This window comes from Thermococcus argininiproducens (assembly GCF_023746595.1).
Taxonomy (GTDB): domain Archaea; phylum Methanobacteriota_B; class Thermococci; order Thermococcales; family Thermococcaceae; genus Thermococcus_A; species Thermococcus_A argininiproducens.
Genome location: NZ_CP080572.1, coordinates 553,909 through 573,661 on the forward strand (window position 1 = coordinate 553,909; position 19,753 = coordinate 573,661).

General features: G+C 42.1%; 22 protein-coding genes. 13 read left to right on the forward strand and 9 right to left on the reverse strand.

Annotated elements, in window-relative coordinates; genetic code table 11:
• Positions 1 to 380: 380 nt before the first annotated feature.
• Positions 381 to 1,784, reverse strand: coding sequence for an ATP-binding protein (locus K1720_RS02910; RefSeq protein ID WP_251949752.1), 1,404 nt, complete (start codon positions 1,782 to 1,784; stop codon positions 381 to 383).
• Between the two features lie 679 nt (positions 1,785 to 2,463).
• On the opposite strand from K1720_RS02910, the gene K1720_RS02915 reads away from it, so the two are divergent.
• The 7 genes from K1720_RS02915 to K1720_RS02945 all read left to right on the forward strand — a co-directional run bounded on the left by K1720_RS02915 (position 2,464) and on the right by K1720_RS02945 (position 9,085).
• Positions 2,464 to 2,691 carry a ribbon-helix-helix domain-containing protein gene (locus tag K1720_RS02915; RefSeq protein WP_087036090.1) on the forward strand — a complete coding sequence of 76 codons (228 nt, stop codon included), beginning with the start codon at positions 2,464 to 2,466 and terminating at the stop codon, positions 2,689 to 2,691.
• 27 nt (positions 2,692 to 2,718) lie between these two features.
• Positions 2,719 to 3,858 carry a sulfate adenylyltransferase gene (gene sat / locus K1720_RS02920; protein WP_251949764.1) on the forward strand — a complete coding sequence of 380 codons (1,140 nt, stop codon included), beginning with the start codon at positions 2,719 to 2,721 and terminating at the stop codon, positions 3,856 to 3,858.
• Positions 3,859 to 3,863: 5 nt separating this feature from the next.
• Positions 3,864 to 4,796: a DHH family phosphoesterase gene (locus tag K1720_RS02925; RefSeq protein WP_251949766.1), complete on the forward strand. Its 933-nt coding sequence runs from the start codon at positions 3,864 to 3,866 to the stop codon at positions 4,794 to 4,796.
• Positions 4,797 to 4,801: 5 nt separating this feature from the next.
• The gene (locus K1720_RS02930) at positions 4,802 to 6,217 is read left to right on the forward strand and encodes an alkaline phosphatase family protein (protein ID WP_251949767.1); all 1,416 of its coding nucleotides are present in this window, start codon (positions 4,802 to 4,804) and stop codon (positions 6,215 to 6,217) included.
• Positions 6,214 to 6,762: an adenylyl-sulfate kinase gene (gene cysC, locus K1720_RS02935; protein ID WP_251949769.1), complete on the forward strand. Its 549-nt coding sequence runs from the start codon at positions 6,214 to 6,216 to the stop codon at positions 6,760 to 6,762. Before K1720_RS02930 ends, cysC begins: the two co-directional genes overlap by 4 nt.
• 9 nt (positions 6,763 to 6,771) lie before the next feature.
• A complete protein-coding gene (locus K1720_RS02940; RefSeq protein ID WP_251949771.1) occupies positions 6,772 to 7,512 on the forward strand; it encodes a sulfite exporter TauE/SafE family protein in 741 nt (246 codons plus the stop codon).
• A 487-nt stretch (positions 7,513 to 7,999) separates the two neighbouring features.
• A complete protein-coding gene (locus K1720_RS02945) occupies positions 8,000 to 9,085 on the forward strand; it encodes an AAA family ATPase (protein ID WP_251949773.1) in 1,086 nt (361 codons plus the stop codon).
• A gap of 363 nt (positions 9,086 to 9,448) precedes the next feature.
• Here the strand turns inward: K1720_RS02945 and K1720_RS02950 are convergent, their stop codons facing one another.
• Positions 9,449 to 10,063, reverse strand: coding sequence for a hypothetical protein (locus K1720_RS02950; RefSeq protein WP_251949775.1), 615 nt, complete (start codon positions 10,061 to 10,063; stop codon positions 9,449 to 9,451).
• Positions 10,064 to 10,192: 129 nt separating this feature from the next.
• Positions 10,193 to 11,122 (reverse strand): helix-turn-helix domain-containing protein, encoded by a 930-nt coding sequence (locus K1720_RS02955; protein ID WP_251949777.1) that lies wholly within the window; start codon positions 11,120 to 11,122, stop codon positions 10,193 to 10,195.
• A gap of 226 nt (positions 11,123 to 11,348) precedes the next feature.
• Between K1720_RS02955 and K1720_RS02960 the strand changes: the two genes are divergently transcribed.
• From K1720_RS02960 to K1720_RS02970, 3 genes are all read left to right on the forward strand, one after another.
• On the forward strand, positions 11,349 to 12,662 hold the full coding sequence (locus K1720_RS02960) for an ATP-binding protein (protein WP_251949779.1): 1,314 nt from the start codon (positions 11,349 to 11,351) through the stop codon (positions 12,660 to 12,662).
• 193 nt (positions 12,663 to 12,855) lie between these two features.
• On the forward strand, positions 12,856 to 13,086 hold the full coding sequence (gene vapB, locus K1720_RS02965; RefSeq protein WP_251949781.1) for a type II toxin-antitoxin system VapB family antitoxin: 231 nt from the start codon (positions 12,856 to 12,858) through the stop codon (positions 13,084 to 13,086).
• Positions 13,073 to 13,516, forward strand: coding sequence for a type II toxin-antitoxin system VapC family toxin (locus tag K1720_RS02970; protein WP_251949783.1), 444 nt, complete (start codon positions 13,073 to 13,075; stop codon positions 13,514 to 13,516). The genes vapB and K1720_RS02970 overlap by 14 nt, the downstream gene beginning before the upstream one ends.
• Here the strand turns inward: K1720_RS02970 and K1720_RS02975 are convergent.
• The 3 genes from K1720_RS02975 to K1720_RS02985 all read right to left on the reverse strand — a co-directional run bounded on the left by K1720_RS02975 (position 13,486) and on the right by K1720_RS02985 (position 15,644).
• On the reverse strand, positions 13,486 to 14,775 hold the full coding sequence (locus K1720_RS02975) for an RNA-guided endonuclease InsQ/TnpB family protein (RefSeq protein WP_251950462.1): 1,290 nt from the start codon (positions 14,773 to 14,775) through the stop codon (positions 13,486 to 13,488). The two genes, K1720_RS02970 and K1720_RS02975, sit on opposite strands and share 31 nt — an antisense overlap.
• 132 nt (positions 14,776 to 14,907) lie before the next feature.
• On the reverse strand, positions 14,908 to 15,378 hold the full coding sequence (locus tag K1720_RS02980; protein ID WP_251949785.1) for a type II toxin-antitoxin system VapC family toxin: 471 nt from the start codon (positions 15,376 to 15,378) through the stop codon (positions 14,908 to 14,910).
• Positions 15,375 to 15,644: a hypothetical protein gene (locus tag K1720_RS02985; protein ID WP_251949787.1), complete on the reverse strand. Its 270-nt coding sequence runs from the start codon at positions 15,642 to 15,644 to the stop codon at positions 15,375 to 15,377. The genes K1720_RS02980 and K1720_RS02985 overlap by 4 nt, the downstream gene beginning before the upstream one ends.
• 274 nt (positions 15,645 to 15,918) lie before the next feature.
• Between K1720_RS02985 and K1720_RS02990 the strand changes: the two genes are divergently transcribed.
• Positions 15,919 to 16,566, forward strand: coding sequence for a hypothetical protein (locus tag K1720_RS02990; RefSeq protein WP_251949789.1), 648 nt, complete (start codon positions 15,919 to 15,921; stop codon positions 16,564 to 16,566).
• A gap of 139 nt (positions 16,567 to 16,705) precedes the next feature.
• Here K1720_RS02990 and K1720_RS02995 read toward each other — a convergent pair whose 3' ends face one another.
• The 3 genes from K1720_RS02995 to K1720_RS03005 form a co-directional block, all read right to left on the reverse strand.
• A complete protein-coding gene (locus K1720_RS02995) occupies positions 16,706 to 17,176 on the reverse strand; it encodes a putative toxin-antitoxin system toxin component, PIN family (protein WP_251949791.1) in 471 nt (156 codons plus the stop codon).
• A complete protein-coding gene (locus K1720_RS03000) occupies positions 17,118 to 17,522 on the reverse strand; it encodes a hypothetical protein (protein ID WP_251949793.1) in 405 nt (134 codons plus the stop codon). The genes K1720_RS02995 and K1720_RS03000 overlap by 59 nt, the downstream gene beginning before the upstream one ends.
• A 379-nt stretch (positions 17,523 to 17,901) precedes the next feature.
• The gene (locus tag K1720_RS03005; protein WP_251949795.1) at positions 17,902 to 18,195 is read right to left on the reverse strand and encodes an AbrB/MazE/SpoVT family DNA-binding domain-containing protein; all 294 of its coding nucleotides are present in this window, start codon (positions 18,193 to 18,195) and stop codon (positions 17,902 to 17,904) included.
• Positions 18,196 to 18,318: 123 nt separating this feature from the next.
• Between K1720_RS03005 and K1720_RS03010 the strand changes: the two genes are divergently transcribed.
• Together K1720_RS03010 and K1720_RS03015 are read left to right on the forward strand one after the other, a co-directional pair.
• Complete coding sequence (locus K1720_RS03010) at positions 18,319 to 18,639, forward strand: hypothetical protein (RefSeq protein ID WP_251949797.1); 321 nt, start codon at positions 18,319 to 18,321, stop codon at positions 18,637 to 18,639.
• Between the two features lie 578 nt (positions 18,640 to 19,217).
• Positions 19,218 to 19,682 carry a helix-turn-helix domain-containing protein gene (locus K1720_RS03015; RefSeq protein ID WP_251949798.1) on the forward strand — a complete coding sequence of 155 codons (465 nt, stop codon included), beginning with the start codon at positions 19,218 to 19,220 and terminating at the stop codon, positions 19,680 to 19,682.
• Positions 19,683 to 19,753 lie beyond the last annotated feature (71 nt).

The following is a 19,753-nucleotide window of genomic DNA, read 5'->3' on the forward strand; positions in this document are numbered from 1 at the left end:
AACCTCACAACTCTGGGTAAGTTGCTCGGTTTACGGTTAGATATGAACTCTGGATCAGGGTGAAGCTTTCGCTTCGGTCCCTTCCCACACAGTGCCCCTCAATACATGATTGGTTTTGAAGTATATAAAGGTTCTTGTTCGAAAAAATATATATAAATCAAAAAATAATTTGAAATTCATTAAAAATAATCGGGAGTGATCTAGTTAAAAGATGATCAAAAATTAAAAATCGCAATTAGATTGGAAGCAGCGTCGGGAAAATGTTAGTCTTGGGGTTAAAAAATGCTTAATTTTGGAAAAATTTGCAAATAGGAAGAGGAAACTTGAGATCTTGGAGAGGGCTAATAAGAAGGTTTTAGGTTTTTGTGCCCTATACTTTTTCAAGTCCCTAAAATCTGGAGGATCTTCCTTTCATCCAGCACTATTAGGTTCTCTGGCGCATTCTTTACCTTTCTAGCTATCAGGAGATAATAGCTCTCTCCTTTCCAGTTGCTTAGCTCAACTTTTCTCTTCAGGTCCTCGAGGACTTTTTCACCATTTACGGGCTTGTTCCGCCACTTACACTCGCCAAAGAGAGCCCTTTTTCTGTCCCGACTGAGGGCCACTATGTCTATTTCATAGACTTTTCTCTGCTCGTTTTCCCTGTAATAGCCCCAGTGTCGTCCTATTTCGGTGAATTTGAAGGGTAACTCTCCCTTGCCATTTAAAATCCACAGCAATTCTCTGCAGATGAAGTCGAACCTCTTTCCAGTGAAGTCGGACAACATGGAGATTACTTCTTTTCCGAGCTCTTCACGCATTGCTTCATACTCACTCAGTCTCGGATGGACGAAGCGGAACCAGAAGTTGAGCAGCGGATGTCTTATGTAAATCACTCTCTCCTTTCCGAGAATGGCTTTATCATAGGAGAGCAGCTTGAAGTAATCAACCAATTCCTTTATCTGTCTTGTCAGTGATGTTTCCTCCCGATTCATATAGCCTGCTATCTTGCTTAGCGATGTTGCTCCATTAGCCACAGCCTCGAGTATGTCATAGTACACTCCAGAACGTCTTCCAAACTCAAGGGAGAGTATCCTCGGTACTTCTTCTTCTAGTGGGGCTGAAGGAGAGAAGAAGAGATTTTTAATGATTTCCTCTGCACTTTTTCCTTCAAGCCCTTCATCCTCTATGGCCACGTAGTATTTGGGCAAACCGCCAAAAACTGCATAAAGTTTCATAAAGTCATCAATCTCTTCTATTTCTAGCTCTCTTGACAGTTTATAGCTGGCTTTAATTCCAAGCTCCTTCAAATGGAGCTCTCGCTTTATCCTCCCGTAGAGTGGCTCCTTCGAGTCTCTGAAGATCTTTTCAATCATCCCAATTGTTGAGCCGGTGAAGACTAGCATGAGGTTTTTTCTGCTCTCATGGAGGTCTATGAGCTTCTGAAGGGTTGAGAACACTGAGGGTTCAACTCTCTGGAAATCCTGAAACTCATCAAAGACAACAACACCCTCAAATCTTTCAAAAAGCACTTCAAAAAACTCGTCCCAGCTTGATATATGTTCATACTTTGTTATGGCCCCTCTTTTCTTTAGAATTTCTTCATATTCTCTCAAAAGGGATTCAGAAGTCTTGCCTCTATTAACGAAGAAATAGAGGTCTTTCTCTCTTAAGAACTCAAGTAGGAGTCTTGTTTTGCCAACTCGTCTTAATCCATAAACCACTAAAGTGTAGAGCTTCTTTTTTGAGCGTTTTTTTGCTTCTTCGAGTATTCTCATCTCAGTATCCCTGTCGATGAAGCGCATTATATTCACCTACTGAATTATTCATCTACTGAATATAAAAATTTATCGATGGGTAAACAAGTTTCGACTAATCATGATTAGAAAACCTCAGGGCAACATGTTCCAGTTATTCAGAGTTGCCTCTTGAAAGCCTCGCCGTTCACGGTGAGGAGGAGGTCAGTCCTATCAGTATATAGCCACCGTTAGAGTTGGTTAAGGCACATATTTCTCTTGCATATCTTTTGTGGCGTTAATTTTGAATTCTATTCGTTCGTTCTCCCCTTCTTTTATCAACATTATTGGATCATTCACGTCCATGTTTACCGTTAAGTATTGTTATTCACAAAACTTTACAGTACCGTTAAGTTTCTTGGGTTTACTGTACTTAACGGTAGTGTACCGGAAGGTCTACATTGTCTCTAAAGTCTATTCCTTAGGGCAAAAAGAGGTACTTATCATGTGTTGAAGAACTCAAAGGAATCATAAAGGGCTCATAAATTGAAGAAGGTGAACCCACATGAGAGAGGTAGCTGGCCTCCTCCCCGCCCTAAAGAGCGAGGCTTGAAAAGAAAAAGTAAATTATCCTAAATTCTCCTATTTCTAACTCGGCATGCTCCTTATTATCAATCAAAACATTTATAAGTTTTAATTAAGTTTAATTAAATGTAATTAAATATCATTAAAGCTGGAGGTGTTTATGATGGATGAGGAAAGGAAATATACAACCGTTTCTATACCAAAGCCCCTTTATGAGAAGATAAAAAAGAGGATTGAGGGCACTGGGTTTACGTCAGTTTCAGACTACGTGACCTATGTTTTGAGAGAGGTTTTGGCAAGCCTTGAGGAAGAAGAGAAGGAAGAGGTCTTCAGCGAGGAGGAAGAGGAGAAGGTCAAAGAAAGGCTTAGGGCTTTGGGGTATCTCGACTGATTCTCTAAAACTTTTTAGGTGATAGCGATGGTTTCTAAGCCCCACGGAGGAAAACTGGTTAGGAGAATAGCTGCCCCGAAGACAAGGGAGAGGATTTTAAGTGAGCAGCATGAGTATCCGAGAGTTCAGATTGATCATGGAAGGGCCATTGACCTTGAGAACATAGCCCATGGTGTTTATTCTCCACTGAAGGGATTCTTAACGAGAGATGATTTTGAGAGTGTTTTAGACCACATGAGGTTGAGTGATGACACTCCATGGACCATTCCAATAGTGCTTGATGTTGAAAATCCAACCTTTGAAGAAGGAGACGCGGTTCTTCTCTACTATGAGGACTTACCAGTAGCGAGAATGCATGTGGAGGAGATTTACACCTACGACAAGAAGGAGTTTGCCAAAAACGTATTCAAAACCACTGAAGAGGCCCATCCGGGGGTTGCAAGGGTCTACTCAATGGGTGATTATCTAGTTGGTGGAGAGATAGAGCTCCTGAATGAGCTTCCGAATCCCTTTGCCAAGTACACTCTTAGACCGGTTGAAACGAGGATTCTTTTTAGGGAGAGGGGGTGGGAAACCATAGTTGCTTTCCAGACTAGGAACGTTCCACACGTGGGTCATGAATACGTCCAAAAGTCAGCCCTCACATTCGTTGACGGCCTCTTCATAAACCCTGTTTTGGGTAAGAAGAAAAAGGGCGACTATAAGGATGAAGTGATTATCAAGGCCTATGAGGTGCTTTTCAAGCACTACTATCCAAAGGATGCCGCTACACTGGCAACCGTCAGGTATGAGATGCGCTATGCCGGGCCTAGAGAAGCAATTCACCACGCCATAATGAGGAAGAACTTTGGAGCAACGCACTTCATCGTAGGAAGGGATCATGCAGGCGTTGGCAATTATTACGGGCCTTACGATGCTCATGAGATCTTTAACCACTTCCCCGACCTGGGCATAACACCAATGTTCTTCAAGGAGTTCTTCTACTGCAGGAGATGTGGTTCAATAGTTAACGAAAGGATCTGTCCACATCCGATGGAAGATAGGGAATACTTCAGTGGAACAAAGATCAGAAATATGATAAGGGAGGGCAAAGTACCTCCAGCATACTTCATGAGGCCCGAGGTGTATGAGGTCATAAGGAGCTTTGATAATCCCTTTGTAGAGTGATTTCTATGCTGATAATCCACCACTGGGACACGGATGGCATAACCTCAGCAGCTTTACTCGTTAAGGCCCTCAACCTAGTGGAATTTAAAAACATGAGTCCTCCCATTGGCGAGTTCCGCTTTGATGAGAGGATCAAGAGAGCTATTGAGAGATCGGAGGAAATTTACATCCTTGATCTAAACCTTCCCCACGAAGTTGAGGGCATTAATAAAAGCATAGTATTCATAGACCACCACATCCAGCCAAGGATCAGAAACCCAAAAGTCAAGCAGATAAACCCGGCCCTTGAGGGTGAGGAGGCTCCCTCGGCTTCCTTTGTTGTTTCTCAATATTTTAATTTCTGGAACACTTGGAGCGCTCTGGGAGTTATTGGGGATATAGGGGAAAAGGCCTTTGAGATTCCTAAAGTTGGGGAGCTTTTAGAAAGGGAGGGCTTCACAAAGGAGGAAGCTTTGAGGCTAGTGGAGCTCATGGATTCGAATTATATAACCACGGAAAGGAAAAGCGTTGAAAAGGCCGTTAAAGTAGTTCTTGAAACCCCTGTGAGAGATCTTTTGACATATGGGCCATGGGTCAAAAAGGCTGAGGCAATAGGGGAGGCTATTAATGGGGCCCTTGCGGGGGCAGAGGTGAGGGATGGAATGGCCTTCATAACTTTCAAGAGCCCGTTCAACATTATCTCCAAGGTGGCCAGAAAGGCCGTCTGGGAGATAGGCTATGAGGGAGCGGTGGTTGTTAATGAGGACTTCCATGGGAAGGCCCAGATTTACTTCAGGATTTCGTCGAAAATGGCCAAGAAAATAAATATGGGTGAAATAATCTCTGAACTTAAGGGTAAAGGCTTCAATGCCGGAGGTAAGAGAGAGGTTTTAGGGTGTATTTGTGAGAAAGATAAAATTGAGGAAGTTTTGAGAATAATTAACGCTCATTTGGGGTGATCAATATGGAAGAAAAAATAAATGAAGGGATTGAAAAGGTCAAGAAGGTCTTTGTCATTGGCCTTGACTCAGCTCCGCCTGAACTTTTGTTTGGTAAGTTTTTGGACGATTTACCCAACATAAAGTGGCTTGTGGAGCGCTCTATTTATGGCCCAATGCAGAGCACAATTCCGGCCATTACAATTCCGGCCTGGATGGTCATGGCCACGGGTAAAACACCGGGAGAACTTGGCCTTTACGGTTTTAGGCATAGGAAAGAGGGCACCTACAACGATATCTGGATTGCCCATGCTTTGATGGTTAAGGAAAAGGCCGTTTGGCACCACATAGCCGAGAAGGGTAAAAAATCGATTTTAATTGGAATCCCCCCGAGTTATCCACCTAAAAGGGTAAACGGTTATCTTATAAGCTGTTTCATTACTCCTGATGCAACCGTTGACTACACCTATCCAAAGGAGCTCAAGGGAGAGATTGAGCGCTTGGTTGGTGAGTATATCTTCGACGTTGTCTTTAGGAAGGAGAACAGAGATGAGACAAAGGAGCAGCTCTGGGAGATGACGAGAAAGAGGTTTGAGGTCATAAGATATTTAATTCAGGAGAAGGAGTGGGACTACTTCCAGTTCGTGGAGATAGGCCTTGACAGGGTTCACCACGCCTTCTGGAAGTACTTTGACGAGAACCATCATTTATACCCGGGCGATGACAATCCATACAAAAACGTCATTCCCGATTACTACAAGCTCCTTGATGAAGAAATAGGTAAAACTCTAAAGCTTCTTGACTTGGATGAGACCGCTGTGATTATAGTTTCCGATCATGGTATAAAGGCCATGAAAGGAGCTTTTGCCATAAATCAGTGGCTCATTGATGAGGGATTATTAAAGATCAAGAACCCGGAGATTCTTGAGGAAGGGAGACAGGTCAGGTTCAATGAACTTGATGTGGACTGGAGCAAAACAATAGCCTGGGCCTGGGGAGGTTATTACTCACGGGTTTTCCTCAACGTTAAAGGAAGGGAGCCCCACGGCATAATTGAGCCCTCGGAATACGATAAGGTTAGAGATGAAGTTGCCGAGAGAATAAAGAGCATCAGAGGGCCCAATGGGGAGAAGTGGAACACCAAAGTTTTCTATCCGGAGGAGATTTACCCAATAGCCAAGGGGGACAAACCGGATTTGATGGTTTACCTGGACGATTTGAACTGGAGAGCAGCGGGAACTCTTGGCTATGAGAGTCCATATCTCTTGGAGAATGATTTAGGCCCAGATGATGCCGTGCACGCTGAATACGGAGTGTTCTCACTCTACTTACCTGGAATGAGTGAAGCAAAGAGAACACAGCTCACAATTTACGACTTTGCACCAACTGTGCTTAGACTATTTGGAATGAAAAAACCACTTAACGGGAGGAGTGTGATATGAGCGAGAAAACTCAAAAGAGCCTTGAAAATGGATTTACGATATGGCTTACTGGCCCAAGTGGAGCAGGAAAGACCGTTTTAGCACATGCTTTGAAGAAGAAGCTTAAATCAATGGGCTATGGGGTGGAGATTCTGGATGGAGATGTGATAAGAAAGACCCTGTATCCTGAGCTTGGCTTTTCTAAGGAAGCGAGGGAAATGCACAACAGAATAGTTATCCATATGGCCAAGCTTTTGAGCAGGAACGGGGTAATAACCATAGTTTCACTGATCTCACCCTATAAGGCTGTGAGAGAGTATGCGAGGAAGGAGATTGGCAACTTCATTGAGGTATATGTGTATGCACCTTTGGAGGTAAGGATTCAGAGAGATCCAAAGGGATTGTACAAGAAAGCCATGCGCGGTGAGATAAAGGGATTGACGGGCTATGATGGGGTTTATGAAGAGCCGGAGAACCCAGAGGTGAAAGTCGACTCTTCAAAGATGACGCCGGAGGAAGAGGTAGAGGCCGTGTTAGAGAAGGCCAAAGAGCTCGGTTATCTCTGAGGTGACTCTATGTTTATCTTTACTTTTCTTGGCTTTCTTGTGGGAACTCTAGTGGGCCTCACTGGAATAGGTGGCGGAGCTTTGATGACTCCAGCTTTGATTTTCCTTGGGGTAGAGCCTGTTATAGCCATTGGTACCGATTTACTCTATGCAACGGTCACAAGGATTTTTGGTGTTTTCTTTCATCACAAGAATAATGGATTAAGGTTTGATCTGGCCTCAAGGCTCTTCCTCGGAAGTTTGCCAGCTATACTATTAGGAAACTTCCTCTTGAGAGAAATTGAGAGGACGGTTTTAAACGAGTATCTCACCATCCTCTTGGGCAGTGTCCTCTTAATTACCTCCACATTGAGCCTGATTAAAGGGGAAATCAGGGTTCCAATAAGGCCGAGAAGGGATTACTTATATCTTTTGGGCTTTATCGTGGGGTTAACTGTTCAATTCACTTCAGTTGGTGCGGGAGTAATTGTGAGCTTTGCTCTAATGAATCTTGCCAGAGTCAACCCAAAGGAAGTTGTTGGTGTCACGATAGTTTACGGGTTGGCTTTGTCTTCTTTTAGCTTTCTGAACTATGCTCTCCTTGGTAGGGTGAATTATTCTTTGGCTTCTGCATTGATACTTGGCACTTTGCCGGGGGTTTATTTGGGCACGCGGATAAATTTACTTGTGGAGAGGGAGAAGCTGAAGAAGATCATTAATCTGATAATTTTAGTTGTTGGATTTTTGATACTTGCTCAGCGAGTTCTTTAAGGTTTTTTGATTGATATCTCCCAAATTGGGAGAAGTATTAAAAAGGTTTAATGATAGGGTGTCCAAAAGAGTTAAAAAGGTTGAAATAATGTAAACCCTTGGGAACAGTAATCGATGTAGAAAACAGCTTATTTTGCCCGCTCCCCTGTGAAGCCCATCCGATGACAAGAGGGGGCGGATGACCGGGTGTGTCTCTGGTTTCTTTTTAATGTCTTAATCCTCTTCTTCTGAGATTGACGTAATTATCGGCTATTGTTATTAAGATTTTTCTCTGTAGATAATATTCTAATTCTTTTTCAATTTTTGTCTGTTTTATCACATCTTTTTCTTTTTGAGATTTCCATAATTCTTGTCTTAGTTTTTCAATCTCTGCCTGTTCTATCTTTTATACCAGAAATTTGCATATTTCCAGTTTGTCCACAATTGCTTGTCTGTACAAAAAGTTTAAATATGGAAGCCCCTTCCATATAGAATGGGGTGTCTATAAATGTTTGAAACCCGGCCAGTAACCAATGAGAAAAACCTTTATGGAAAAAAGCACAAAGAAGCTCTTAAACAGCTGAAGAAGAATGTTGAGGAGAAAACATTTACAGCAATTCTGGGCCCAAGAAGGGTCGGCAAGACGAGCATCATTAGGGTTTTTTTGAATAAGTACAGGTACCGGTACATATACTATGATCTATCCCCTTTTATGAGCAAGCCAGGGATCAGCTATACCGAGCTGACTCCAGCAATGATGAATATTGAAACAAATGAGCTCTCATACCATGCCCAGCTCAGTCTGGGTCTTGTACGGCTTGATGTTAAGCCCGAAAATGGGGTACAGTTCCAAAATGCCCTGATTAACCTCTTAAGGGAACTAAATGGTAAATACGATAATCTTCTTGTAATAATAGATGAAGCTCAGGTAATGCCCCGCATCAGAGGAGTTAACATGCTGGGCCTTCTTCAATTGATAAGCAACACAATGGACAATATAACCGTGATAATGACAGGATCGATGCCGGGATTGCTTGAGAAGATACTCAGTCCCTCAGCGTCGCAACCAATGTTCGCCAGATATGTGGATAGGATTCACATACCGCGCTGGACACGTGAGGAAAGCATGGGATACCTCAAAAAAGGACTACACAAAGCAAAAGTATCCTGCACCAGAGCTGAAGTTGAAGAAGCTGCAGAGGAGCTCTCAAATGTACCCGGATTTTTGGCCTATTATGGTAAGCAGAGAACCAGAGGTATGAACCACAGTGAAGCTCTTGTAGAAGCTTCAAACTATGCCATAAACATCTGGGAGCAGGATTTAGAGGCTTTTCTTAACATCTACAGCACCAGAGCTTATGTAACGACACTCTGGGCACTAGCTCAATCAAAATTCGGCCTAACACGAAAGGAGATCGCTGGCGAAGTGCTTCACAGGGAAAAAATTAGTGATAGGAGTCTTAGCCGTATATTAAGGAACCTCGTTTCCTCAGGAATGGTTGAGCACAGCAAAGAGCGCAGAAAGTACATCATTGCAGAGAATCCGCTTGCAAAAGCAGTTCAGAATATAGCCAGGAAATACAACATTTACTGATATTTTTCTTTTTCAATATACCCATCTTGAAAAGCGGGGGGTCACTCCCTCTCCTAAAAGGCGAAGCTTTCAAAAGAAAAATATAAATCCTGTCGTTCAGAAGGAATATTCTTGTGAAGTACTCATGTATTAGGGCGTTTAGTCTGAGGACTGTGAACAGGCTATAGTGCCATTTCACGCCAAGTTTGTTCAGTCCGAGCCCGATAATTTCCAGAGGTTTTAAAGCTTTTTTAGCTTGAACTCTTCGACGGTCTTTACATAGTAGAGCCCCCTGAGAATGCGGATTACGTAATTCTCCTTTTCAGGTCCCCTCTTTCAGGAGGAGAGAAAGTTAAAGGTGATAAGCATCTTTCTGTGAGTTATTTACTCGGATTGCAAGGAGATCTCTAAACTTTTAATTAATTTATCCAATCCCCTGCTTTTGAGCCCTCTTTCTACGAGTATGTCTTTAAGCATCAATGACTTTTCGTAAAGCAGTCCTATAAGCCATTCAAACCGTTCTGGCTCAATGAGAACTTTTTGACTATTGAGCTCGTCAAGAATTATGCTGAAATCTATACCGTGCTCAAGCAGACGGAGTAGATCGTCAATATCCTTGATCCTGCTAAGAGAGGTCACGCCTTTGAATAAGAAGATGTCTTCAAGAGAAACCAGCTGAACCCTGAGGACTTTTAAATTCATAAACTCATCTGGAATTATTGAGCGAACTTTCATACCATCTGAAAGTGTTATGCCTCTTAGAACTCTTTTTACAAAGACATCAAGAGTGAAGTCACCCAGCTCTGGGTCAAGCTTTTTGTAAACTGAAAAAGCTCCAAGTTTAACTTTATATTCATGCTCAATTTCTTTCATGTAGATAACCCTCACTCCTGGGCCAACCTTGAGCTCGGGGGGAGTATTTGTGAGAACCTCATCAAGGGCTTTTAGAACAGGGATATTCTCAACGACAATGTCGATGTCTGCTGTCGCCTCTTTCATACCTCTCAGTGCAAGGTTCCCACCACCTATGAGGTAAAGCGTTATCCTTTCGGGGATAACCCCTTGGGAAGCCAGCAGTGCAGCTTTTTCATCCAGCAGAGTGAATTCTTTGGTTAATCTCTCTTGTTATCACCTTTTTAACCTCCCGAAATACTGGTGATAAACTTCTTCAACCTCTCTTCGAGAGGGGAATGGATAGCCTTTCTCTTTTCCATTGAGATATTCAATAATCTCGTTAATAATCTCGAGAACATCAAACTTGAGGGCAAGACGTCTGAGCTTAGCGGTGTTGAATTTTTTAGCCTTTAGGAGGGTTATTATGTAAAGGAGCTCTCTTGTACCGGGTTCTGAAACGACCAATGCATGAACAATAGCCTCTTCGAGCGTTATCTGCTTGGAAGGCCAGTAGTAGTGGTAAACTCCCGGCGATATTATGGTGAGACCAAAGTCTCCAAAACGGGCCAAACCTGTAAGCTGGAACAGATCTAATGTCTTGTCATTGAAGCTTCTCGTGGCGAGTATGAACTCATTAACACCGCTCCATACAATTGTTGCATCTTCGCTGAAGCTCTTGGCTTTTATTGAGTTCTGCAGCCGGAAGTATTCATTTGCGAATTCCTTGATGAGTGAGAAACGCTTTGTAATGAAGTAGCCCTCTTCGTTTTTCCCAACGATGAGCCTTTCCATTAGTCCACTCAAAACGTGATGCACAGTGTAGCGGCTCACGTTGGCCCTTAGAGCGATTTCCCATGCGGCTCTTGGCTTTTCGATGGCCATCCCACCGATTACTTTGAGGTTTCTGCCTGCGAGGAGAGAGGCAAAGTTCATATGGGGAAACCTAGCTAAGAGCTCATGAAAGAGCTCAAGGGGTTTGGTACTGGAGGGAAGAACCATGATCTTTTTGCCTTCCCTTTTTCTCTCTATGAGACCCTTTATTTCAAGAGATCTGGTAATTGTGGAGACTCTTGCCCTGGAAAGGCCCAGTTGAGCGGAGAGTTCTCTAAGGGATGTTGGTTTATGGAGTGCTGAGAGAACCCTGAGTTCTGTTCTGGTGAGCATGATATCACCGTGCCAAAATTATTAAAGAATTTATAAAAATTTTTTGTTTTTTGACACTATTTTCACTATCCAGTTGAACAGGTAGGAGGTGAACTATTCTGTCCTAAAGGGCGAGGCTTTCAAAAGTGTAAAAACGTGGGCTCCATGGAGGTGTTATGTCATGTAAACAGTATTGGTAATATTGTTACCAAAATATTTTTAAATAATTGGTAATACAAATACCAACATGATTGAACAGTTCAATCCATGGTGGAAAGGAAAAGAGTTTATAGGAGAAGATGAAGATTACGGTAAATGGAAAGAAAGCAAGGTTAGATGGATCCCGGAAACTATTGAAAAGATCTCACTAGAGCCGTTTTCCCTGAATTTCATATTTGGTCCACGGCAGGTTGGCAAGACAACCCTTCTAAAGCTCATCATAAAAAATCTCTTGGACACGGGAGTTGATCCTAAAGCGATATTTTATGTGCGGTGTGATTATCTAAGCGATTACAAAGAACTTATGGAGGTCTTGGATGAGTATATGGAGCTCAGGAGGATTGAAGGGGTTGAGGGATCTTATTTTCTCTTGGATGAGATTACATTTCTGAGGGAATGGTTCAGGGCAATAAAGCTCTACATTGACATGGGGAGATTTAAAAGGGATGTTCTGATCCTGACAGGTTCCCTCAGCATGTATCTTAAAGGCGAGGTTGAAACTTTCCCGGGCAGGAGGGGGGGAGGAAGGGACCTCATAATGTATCCTCTAAGCTTTAGGGAATTTGTAAAAGTTGCTGCACCGGAGCTTTACTCAAGAATTCCCAAGATTAAAGCTGCCACTGAGATTGAAAAATGTCTGAAGCTAATATCATGGAAAGAAGAACTGTACGACCTTTTTGTTCTCTATCTGAAGAGCGGTGGGTTCCCGAGGGCTGTGAAAGATGTTCTTGAGAAAGGCAAAGTAAGTGAGGAGACTTATGATACCTACCTCTCTTGGATCAGAGGGGATTTGATCAGGCTGGGAAAGAGTGAAGGTATTGCAAAAAGGATAATAAAAGCCATCCTTGAGAAGGTTCCATCCCCTGTAGCTTGGAACACAATTGCAAAAGAAGTTGAGGTTGGTTCTCATAAAACGGTTTTTAGTTACGTTGAATTTTTTGAGAAAAGTTTTGTCCTTGAAGTTCTGCAGTACTTTAATCCCAACACCCTAAAACCGGAGTTCAAAAAAGAGAAGAAGATTCACTTCATAGATCCATTTTTGTATAGCCTCTTTTCACGTTGGTGTTTGATTGAAGGTCCGAGTGAGGATAAGATCGTTGAAAGTGTCGTTGCGTCGCACCTGGCCAGAAAGTACGAGGTTGGCTACTGGAGGAACGGGAGCGAAATTGATGTGGTAACAAAAGAGGGTATTGGCTTTGAAGTCAAATGGCGGAAAAATGCCAAACCTTCGAGAGTTAAGGTAGGAAAAATAAGAAATGTCGTGACATTATCAAAAGAGGATTTCTCCACTGATCCTTTGATGATCCCGGTTTACCTGTTTCTTGCATGCCTTGATGTTTGAACTTTTTAAGAAAGACAGCTAGGAATTACCCCCGCGAAGGCCTCGTCGTTCACGGCGAGGGGAGGGCAGCTTATCGGCGACATAGGTATAGGGCTTTCAAATATTGTGGATGAGGCTCCAGTTTAAGAACAGGAATGTGAGTATACAAAATGCTTATATATATGTAATACAATTTTATCTACAGGTGAATTACATGGGAAATGTTATTAGTATTCGTGTTCCGCCAGAAATTAAGCACGAAATGGATAGGTTAAAGGGTGAGGTTAACTGGAGTGAGGAAATTAGGGAATTCATAAAAAGGAGGATTAAAGAATACAAAAAGAGAAAAGCCCTCCAAGAAGTTGTAGCCTACATCCAAACCTTGCCCGAAGCGCCAAAGGGAACAGCACAAAAGTTAGTGAGGGAGGACCGTGATAGTCATTGACTCTTCAGCCTTTTCAAAGTTCTTACTAAAGGAAGAAGGCTGGGAAAAGGTAATCCCTTACTTAGACCCCAACTTGGAACCGTATGCCGTAGACATGTTAACCATTGAGACTACAAACGTGATATGGAAATACATGAAAAGGTACAGGCTAATAACGAGAGAGCAAGCCATGGGGCTTTATGGACAAATGGTAAAGCTCATAAGGGAGGAGGTTATAACGCTGGAGACAGGGAGGAAATATTTGCAAGAAGCTTTGAAAATTGCTGTAGATTACGACATTTCCATTTATGATGGCTTGTTTTTGGCACAAGCTAGAAATTTAAAAGCCAAACTTGTTACAAGCGATAAAAAACAAAGAGACGTGGCGGAAAAAATTGGACTGGAAGTAGCGTACGTGAACTACCCTGCCCTTACGGACAGGGCTTTGTGAGAGTTCATTTGGCGTCCCGTTGCCGGTAGCCTCACTCTCACCGGCCGGTTCACGCGGCCACTACCGGCTATCCTCCCAACGGAGGAATCGCCGGCTACTTTCCGCAAAATGTTCAAAGCACCATTCACATCAGCATTAATTAACACACCTGTGGAGGATTGGTACAACCCCCTACAGAGTCTTTTACCCCAATATTTCTCCTTCTTTTCCAAAGGCTCTAAAGCCAAAGCATCTGCCTTGCTAGTGTAAGCTTCATCAACTTCAACGAAGTTAATCCCGTAACGCTCACACTTGGCTTTTAACTTTCGCTTGAAGAGACCATAAGGAATGAATTGGAAGTTCTGATTATTCACTTTGCCCAAGGAAGCCCTCTGCTTCGCCTCCTCCAATTCGCCAATAACAATGCTTCCAATCTTATTCTCCAAGCAGTACTTGATTATGTAATTCACGGCTTGATTCATAAAATTATTCATCACGCTCTTCCTCTTCCTCAAAAGCCGGGCCATCCTTCTGCCGAATTTTACTCCTTGTTTGTCATACTGGCTTTGGAGTTTGGCCTTTTTCTTATTCCACCACCGGTTAAAGCTTTTTAACCACCGGCCTTCAACGATGAAGGCCGTCCCGGTGGTGTCTACACAAGTTGCGAAATTATCCACGCCCAAATCGATGGCCAAGTACTTTGAGTAATCCAAATCCCTCTTTTCAGGCTGAACCTCGTAAACGTACTCCACCTCAAACCAGAGGGCGTTATACCTTGGCAAAATGCGAACTTCCTTGATCCTGTGATCCTTGACATTATTGGGGAGGGGAATTTCCAAGTGCATTACGCCAAACTTTTTGGCAAAGTTTCGGCCGAGAGTTAGAATAACTTTATCCTCTTTAATCTTGAAGGACTGGTAGGGGAAGATTAGGAGGAAGTGCCCGTCTTTCGGCAAAAACCTTGGCGGGTGAGTTGGTTTATTGTAGTTCCCTTTTTGCCTTTCCTTTAAAAGTTTGAAGAATGATCTGTAATTTCTCTCCACGATTTTCATGGTTTGTTGAGCTGCTTGACTTGGCAATAATTTGTATGGGATGCTGTTTTTGAGCAAGTGGTAGGCTTTAACGAATGGTAGGAACGAGCCGTTCAGTTCATAGTGTTGCCTAGTCACGTACAAGGTTAGGTTGTAGAGGTCTTTGGATAAGTGAGTTAAAGTGCGAAGGAGTTTGTACGTTTTCTTGTCCACTCGCAAGTGATTCTTTTGCGTTAAGTACATTAGCATCACTCATTACTATGCAGCAGAGTAAAAAGTATTTAAACTTTTCGGCGCCTGCTTTTAGAGTGCTTGCATCCCCTCCCTTTCGGAAGGGGTCTTCTCTAAAAGACAAAACCCTGTCCGTAAGGGTGGGGCAGTTCACACCTTCTTTTGCTTCTTCCTTTGTTTTGAAGGCTTGGGAACTACTGCAAAACCATAAGTTGCAAAGTCACTATCAAAAGTAAATGCCTTGGTGATTTCAAGACGCTCCATAATTGCAAAGCTCAGGCAGTCCACCAAATCCATGCCATCTTGATCATTGAATTTTTCAAAGATTTCCCATGCTTTTTTCCAGTCTTCTTCAGTCTCGTTCTCGATGATTATGTAATTGCTGGAGAAAAGTATGTTTTTGAGCTGTATTGCGACGCGTTTTCCGTTTACCTTTGAAGCACCGTTAATAAATTCTGCAAGGACAGGGCGTCCAACTACGAATTTCGCACCTTCCAGGACAGAGGATTCAAAGTAGTTCATCGCGGCTTCATGATTCTTGTCCCCCTTGTCGAAAAAAGCGACTAATGCTCCCGTGTCCATGTAAATGAGTTCAGGTTTTACCGCACGTCCCGTATTCATTCGCTTGACCACCCAACCACACCCCAAGTGTCCTTTTCACTCGCTTCTGGATCCCCAGTGTTAAGAAGCCCTATGCCCTCCCAAATAGGATCCTTGTGAATGTTTTCGACAAGCTCTTTCTTGTGAGTCTCTGTGTAATCACGCAGGATTTCCCTGATGATTTCCTTGAGAGGAACACCTCGATGTATCGCAATTGCCTTCAGAACATTGTAAGTGCTCTGATCTATTTCCGTCTGCACGACTTTCATCTTTTTCATCACTGCCATATACCCCACCCCAATCTGGAGTTTACATTCAATCTTTAATAAAGTTTTCGTTACATTTAATATCCTAAATAATACTACATTAAATGTAAATAGCGCTTGAAGAATACTTACCACCTGAAAGCCTCGCCCTTCACGACGGGAAGGATGTCAGTGATTTTGAGAGTTCCAAAGATGATGTTTTCTCCAGAAGAGAGTGGCAGCATGAGGCGGAACCTCTTTGAACGTCCCAACCTTTATAATCTCAAAACTCCTTACTAATTTTTGGTGGTGACCTATGGCGTCCAAGCTGAGCTACGTTCTGCTGGTTCTGGTGACAATTTCAATTTTGCTCAACGGGGTTTTGCTCTATGCGCTCTTTCAGGTGAGAAACATCGCTGTAACGGAAATTGACAGTGTCGTTGATGTAGTGGAGGGCATGAAAAACCAGAAGATAACCTTTGAATACCCGATAGATCAGGAGGTTGAGGTGCCGATAAGCAAGCAGATAGAGGTTCCAATTGTTATGGTTATGGATGTTCCAATTAGCCAGGAGATTGAGACGGAGGTGCCCATAGATACCTATGTTACCGTTCCGGTTAAACTGGTCGCAAGGGCCAGGGTTGCTCAAAACATAACGACCACCGTTGACATAAATGGTGAGCAAAGAGAGATTATCGTTCCGTTAGATACGTATGTTGATGTTCCGATTGACACAACGGTTAGAGTTCACTTTAAGGACACTTTTCCGGTGAAGGTTCCTTTGGATTTGACGGTTAAGGTGCCAGTTAATCAAACCGTGGTTGTTCCATTTGAGGAAACTTTCAAAGTGCCAATCCACATGGAGGTTAAGATAGAAAAGACATTGGAGGAGCTTGGATTGGGAGAGATAATCGATGAGATAGTTACCATCTTAAAGGGGATTAAGGTTGCGCTTGGTGGGTAGTTTTTTGGTTTTTATTCTTTGATTTATTTTCTGCAGATAAGAATTTCCGCCGAGCACTCTGGTTTCTCAGGGACACAAAATGTATGGGCCTCTGACACCTTTCACAGGAAGAAGTAGGTTTTCAAAGAAATAAAAAAGGTTAAAGGCGTATTCCTATTTCATATAATTCACTTAGGAACTCTCTTGGTGTTACTATCTTAAATCTACAAACCTCTTTTCCTTCATCGTCTTCAATTATAATTTCTTTGCTGTTTGGATCCCTCAATGAAAGAATATCTTCTTGATCTAATGTTATAAGGTAATCTGCATTAACGTAGCATGCCACTGATAATACTTCATTATCTTCTGGATCTGGACTTGCATTAACCATTATATTCGGATCGACCAATCTTGATTTAGATTGTATCAACTGAAAGATCACATATGGTTTAAATCTGGCAATTGGATCAGTATACCTCTTCTCAATCTCTCGTTGAATTTTATTGCTACTTAATTTTAATTGAAGTAGCTTAAGCATATCTCGTGATATATAATTCACGATAATGCCTTTTTCAACGCCCATTATCACTCTCATTGGACTCGCCGTTGGTCCTCCTAACACGGAGGACACGACTACGTTTAAGTCTATCACCACCCGGATCGGCAAATTTGGATTTAACCTCTTTTTCGACATCTTTCATCACCTCCCCTATTTCATCATCGGAAGGTGTGAAAGTGGGCTCAAGGGATAATACAAAATCTAAGACCTCCTCAGATGGGGGAATGACTATTTTATCTACCAGTTCAAAGAGGGTTTTCTGGATTGCATAGTTTAAGAAGTCAGTTCTATCCTTGAATAGCCCTAACTCCACCAGAGTGTCAATTTGCTGCTCTATAAACACTGGGATCCTGAAACTAACAACCCTTGTTTTGGGTTTCTCCTTTATATTCTTGGGAGCCTTTACTATCACTTGCATCTCTCACCACCATAATACACTTGTATTACACTATTTATAAATTTTACTGTTTTATCTCGATGTTTTTGTGAAGACGGTAATGAGGCATCGTGTTGATAGTGTAATACAACAAATTGGAACGGTAAAAGGGCTTGTTCGCCTGATGGAATATCTAGAAGATGTAAGTGGGTGAACACTATAATGGGCCAGTATTTTTAATCAGTGTGGTTTACTGTAATAGGATAAAAACCTATCGTTTTGTACCGTGCAATTGATATTGAATGCGAACTAATTGAGAGTTCTCTGGTTTTTACACTTGAAGGCCCTGTATGACATATAGCTCTATGTAGCAATGAAAAATACCTAGAGGAAAGTGTATATTTAAACACAAATAATTTGATCACTTCGTTTGGACTTCTTTGGCTTTGTAGTGGGCGAGTAATAATACTTCTATCACATCTCCGGGTTTTATGTCCATAATTTCTCTCAGAGGTTTTGGGATGAATATGGAACCTTGTTCACCAACTCGGGCTGTAAAAGTGCCTTCTCTTGGTTTTTTATTGTTTTCATATTTTAATATTTTAACCTCGACGAAATCGCCGTGTTCTATACCATAGAACTTTCTTGTACCTACTGGGATTATTATCCTGCCGATTTTGTGGACAATTACATGGAACTTGGCCAGAACTTCCATAATTGTTCCCTCAGCCTTTGTATAATTTTGTCAATATTTATGTTTTTGGGTTTTCAAAAACTTTAAATACATCTTTGCATCATATATTGATGAATAACTTCAGAAAATGATGTGGTGATGTAAATGTTAGTTCTTCCTGAAGTTGAGAAAGCGCTTGAGAGGTTGAAGCTTAAGCTTCTCATCCAAGAAAAGGCCAAATTGACAGATGCTAAAGTGTTTGATTCGGTAATCCTCTTTAAGAACGGCCACTTTTTAATTCTGCTCCTCTTTGAGGAGAAGCCTAAAAAGGAGGTGTTGTCCAAGGTTGTCGCTAGTTTTCCTAAACCTGAGTGCTGGGTTTTGTGGAGGAAGAGGGACAAAATCTACGTTCAGAAGCTTCAAGAGGATGAGGTGATTTCTTTGCAAGTCCATGAGCTTGATGCCTTCATAGAGTTAATGCTTTAATAGTGTGAAGGTGAACCTAGGCCTTGTGAGGGTATATGTGTTGTGTGCACTATTCAAAAAATTGTTGGGCAAAAAAATCATGCAACTTGACCCTATATACAAGCACTTTTCTTGGGTTTTTCTTGTACTAACTAACTTTTTCAAATGGCACAACCCTCAAACCCAGCAGAAGGCTGCAAATGCCGTGTACAAAAATTCAAGAGCTTGCAAAAGGAGTCAGGCCTATGCAGGCCTTTTTAAGCCCAAATTAAATTACGCAGGGTCTTAGATAACGCCGAGGTTTTTGTCACACTGAGAAAAACGGTTAAGGAGGTGTTGATGGGGAGTAATGTAGGTGTAGCGCAGATGTATCATAAGATGTATCAAGCATGTCGTGATTATGGAGATGTGGATGCGAGGATTTTAAAGGAGAACAGAAGGTACTGAGATATGCAAACGCTCGCAACATGACGCAAAGACATTAAGATGGTCAAATGTATTAAAAACGTAAGAGAAACCTTTAAATAGCGCCATACTTACTTTTAGAGTTGAAATGGGCTGTTTAGGGAAAATAATATAGATGTATTGGGGTGATGCCTATGAGAGTACACAAGGAGAAATATAAGAAAGCAGTGAAGATGTTAGAGGAGGGCAAGTCATACAGGGAAATATCAAAAGAACTGGGACTGTCATTTTCGCAAATAAGAGATATAAGTAGGAATATGGGCATTTACGTGGATTTAGAAGAGAGGAAAAGAGAATTGAGGAGGCTGAAGAGAGAAATCAAAAAGTTAGAGAGGTACAAGGCCCAACTGGAAAAGGAAATAGAGAAAAAAAGGAGTATTATCGAAGGGTTGGAAGAGGCCGTTGAGGAGTTAAACTCAATCGACAAGCTCGTGGAGGATATTCTTCATAAGTTTTACATGGGAGGACGCCTTTACATTCCTAAGGAGTTTAGGGATTTGGAGGAAAAGATGAAGAAGTTTCACGGGTCTGTTGTAAGGTTAAATGCTTCAGTTTATGTTGAAAAAGCCATTAAAGTGCTGGAAAAGGTTAGCCACTAGAAAACACAAGAAGAAACCTTATAAAAAACAGTTAGGGATGTAAATGAACGCTTTAAATTGAATTACTGGAG

Bases quoted from the DNA above. Each gene is read 5' to 3' on its own strand.
- K1720_RS02910 (WP_251949752.1), bottom strand. From the start codon at position 1,784: ATGCGCTTCATCGACAGGGATACTGAGATGAGAATACTCGAAGAAGCA.
- K1720_RS02915 (WP_087036090.1), top strand. From the start codon at position 2,464: ATGGATGAGGAAAGGAAATATACAACCGTTTCTATACCAAAGCCCCTT.
- sat (WP_251949764.1), top strand. From the start codon at position 2,719: ATGGTTTCTAAGCCCCACGGAGGAAAACTGGTTAGGAGAATAGCTGCC.
- K1720_RS02925 (WP_251949766.1), top strand. From the start codon at position 3,864: ATGCTGATAATCCACCACTGGGACACGGATGGCATAACCTCAGCAGCT.
- K1720_RS02930 (WP_251949767.1), top strand. From the start codon at position 4,802: ATGGAAGAAAAAATAAATGAAGGGATTGAAAAGGTCAAGAAGGTCTTT.
- cysC (WP_251949769.1), top strand. From the start codon at position 6,214: ATGAGCGAGAAAACTCAAAAGAGCCTTGAAAATGGATTTACGATATGG.
- K1720_RS02940 (WP_251949771.1), top strand. From the start codon at position 6,772: ATGTTTATCTTTACTTTTCTTGGCTTTCTTGTGGGAACTCTAGTGGGC.
- K1720_RS02945 (WP_251949773.1), top strand. From the start codon at position 8,000: ATGTTTGAAACCCGGCCAGTAACCAATGAGAAAAACCTTTATGGAAAA.
- K1720_RS02950 (WP_251949775.1), bottom strand. From the start codon at position 10,063: ATGAAAGAGGCGACAGCAGACATCGACATTGTCGTTGAGAATATCCCT.
- K1720_RS02955 (WP_251949777.1), bottom strand. From the start codon at position 11,122: ATGCTCACCAGAACAGAACTCAGGGTTCTCTCAGCACTCCATAAACCA.
- K1720_RS02960 (WP_251949779.1), top strand. From the start codon at position 11,349: ATGATTGAACAGTTCAATCCATGGTGGAAAGGAAAAGAGTTTATAGGA.
- vapB (WP_251949781.1), top strand. From the start codon at position 12,856: ATGGGAAATGTTATTAGTATTCGTGTTCCGCCAGAAATTAAGCACGAA.
- K1720_RS02975 (WP_251950462.1), bottom strand. From the start codon at position 14,775: ATGCTAATGTACTTAACGCAAAAGAATCACTTGCGAGTGGACAAGAAA.
- K1720_RS02980 (WP_251949785.1), bottom strand. From the start codon at position 15,378: ATGAATACGGGACGTGCGGTAAAACCTGAACTCATTTACATGGACACG.
- K1720_RS02985 (WP_251949787.1), bottom strand. From the start codon at position 15,644: ATGGCAGTGATGAAAAAGATGAAAGTCGTGCAGACGGAAATAGATCAG.
- K1720_RS02990 (WP_251949789.1), top strand. From the start codon at position 15,919: ATGGCGTCCAAGCTGAGCTACGTTCTGCTGGTTCTGGTGACAATTTCA.
- K1720_RS03000 (WP_251949793.1), bottom strand. From the start codon at position 17,522: ATGCAAGTGATAGTAAAGGCTCCCAAGAATATAAAGGAGAAACCCAAA.
- K1720_RS03005 (WP_251949795.1), bottom strand. From the start codon at position 18,195: ATGGAAGTTCTGGCCAAGTTCCATGTAATTGTCCACAAAATCGGCAGG.
- K1720_RS03010 (WP_251949797.1), top strand. From the start codon at position 18,319: ATGTTAGTTCTTCCTGAAGTTGAGAAAGCGCTTGAGAGGTTGAAGCTT.
- K1720_RS03015 (WP_251949798.1), top strand. From the start codon at position 19,218: ATGAGAGTACACAAGGAGAAATATAAGAAAGCAGTGAAGATGTTAGAG.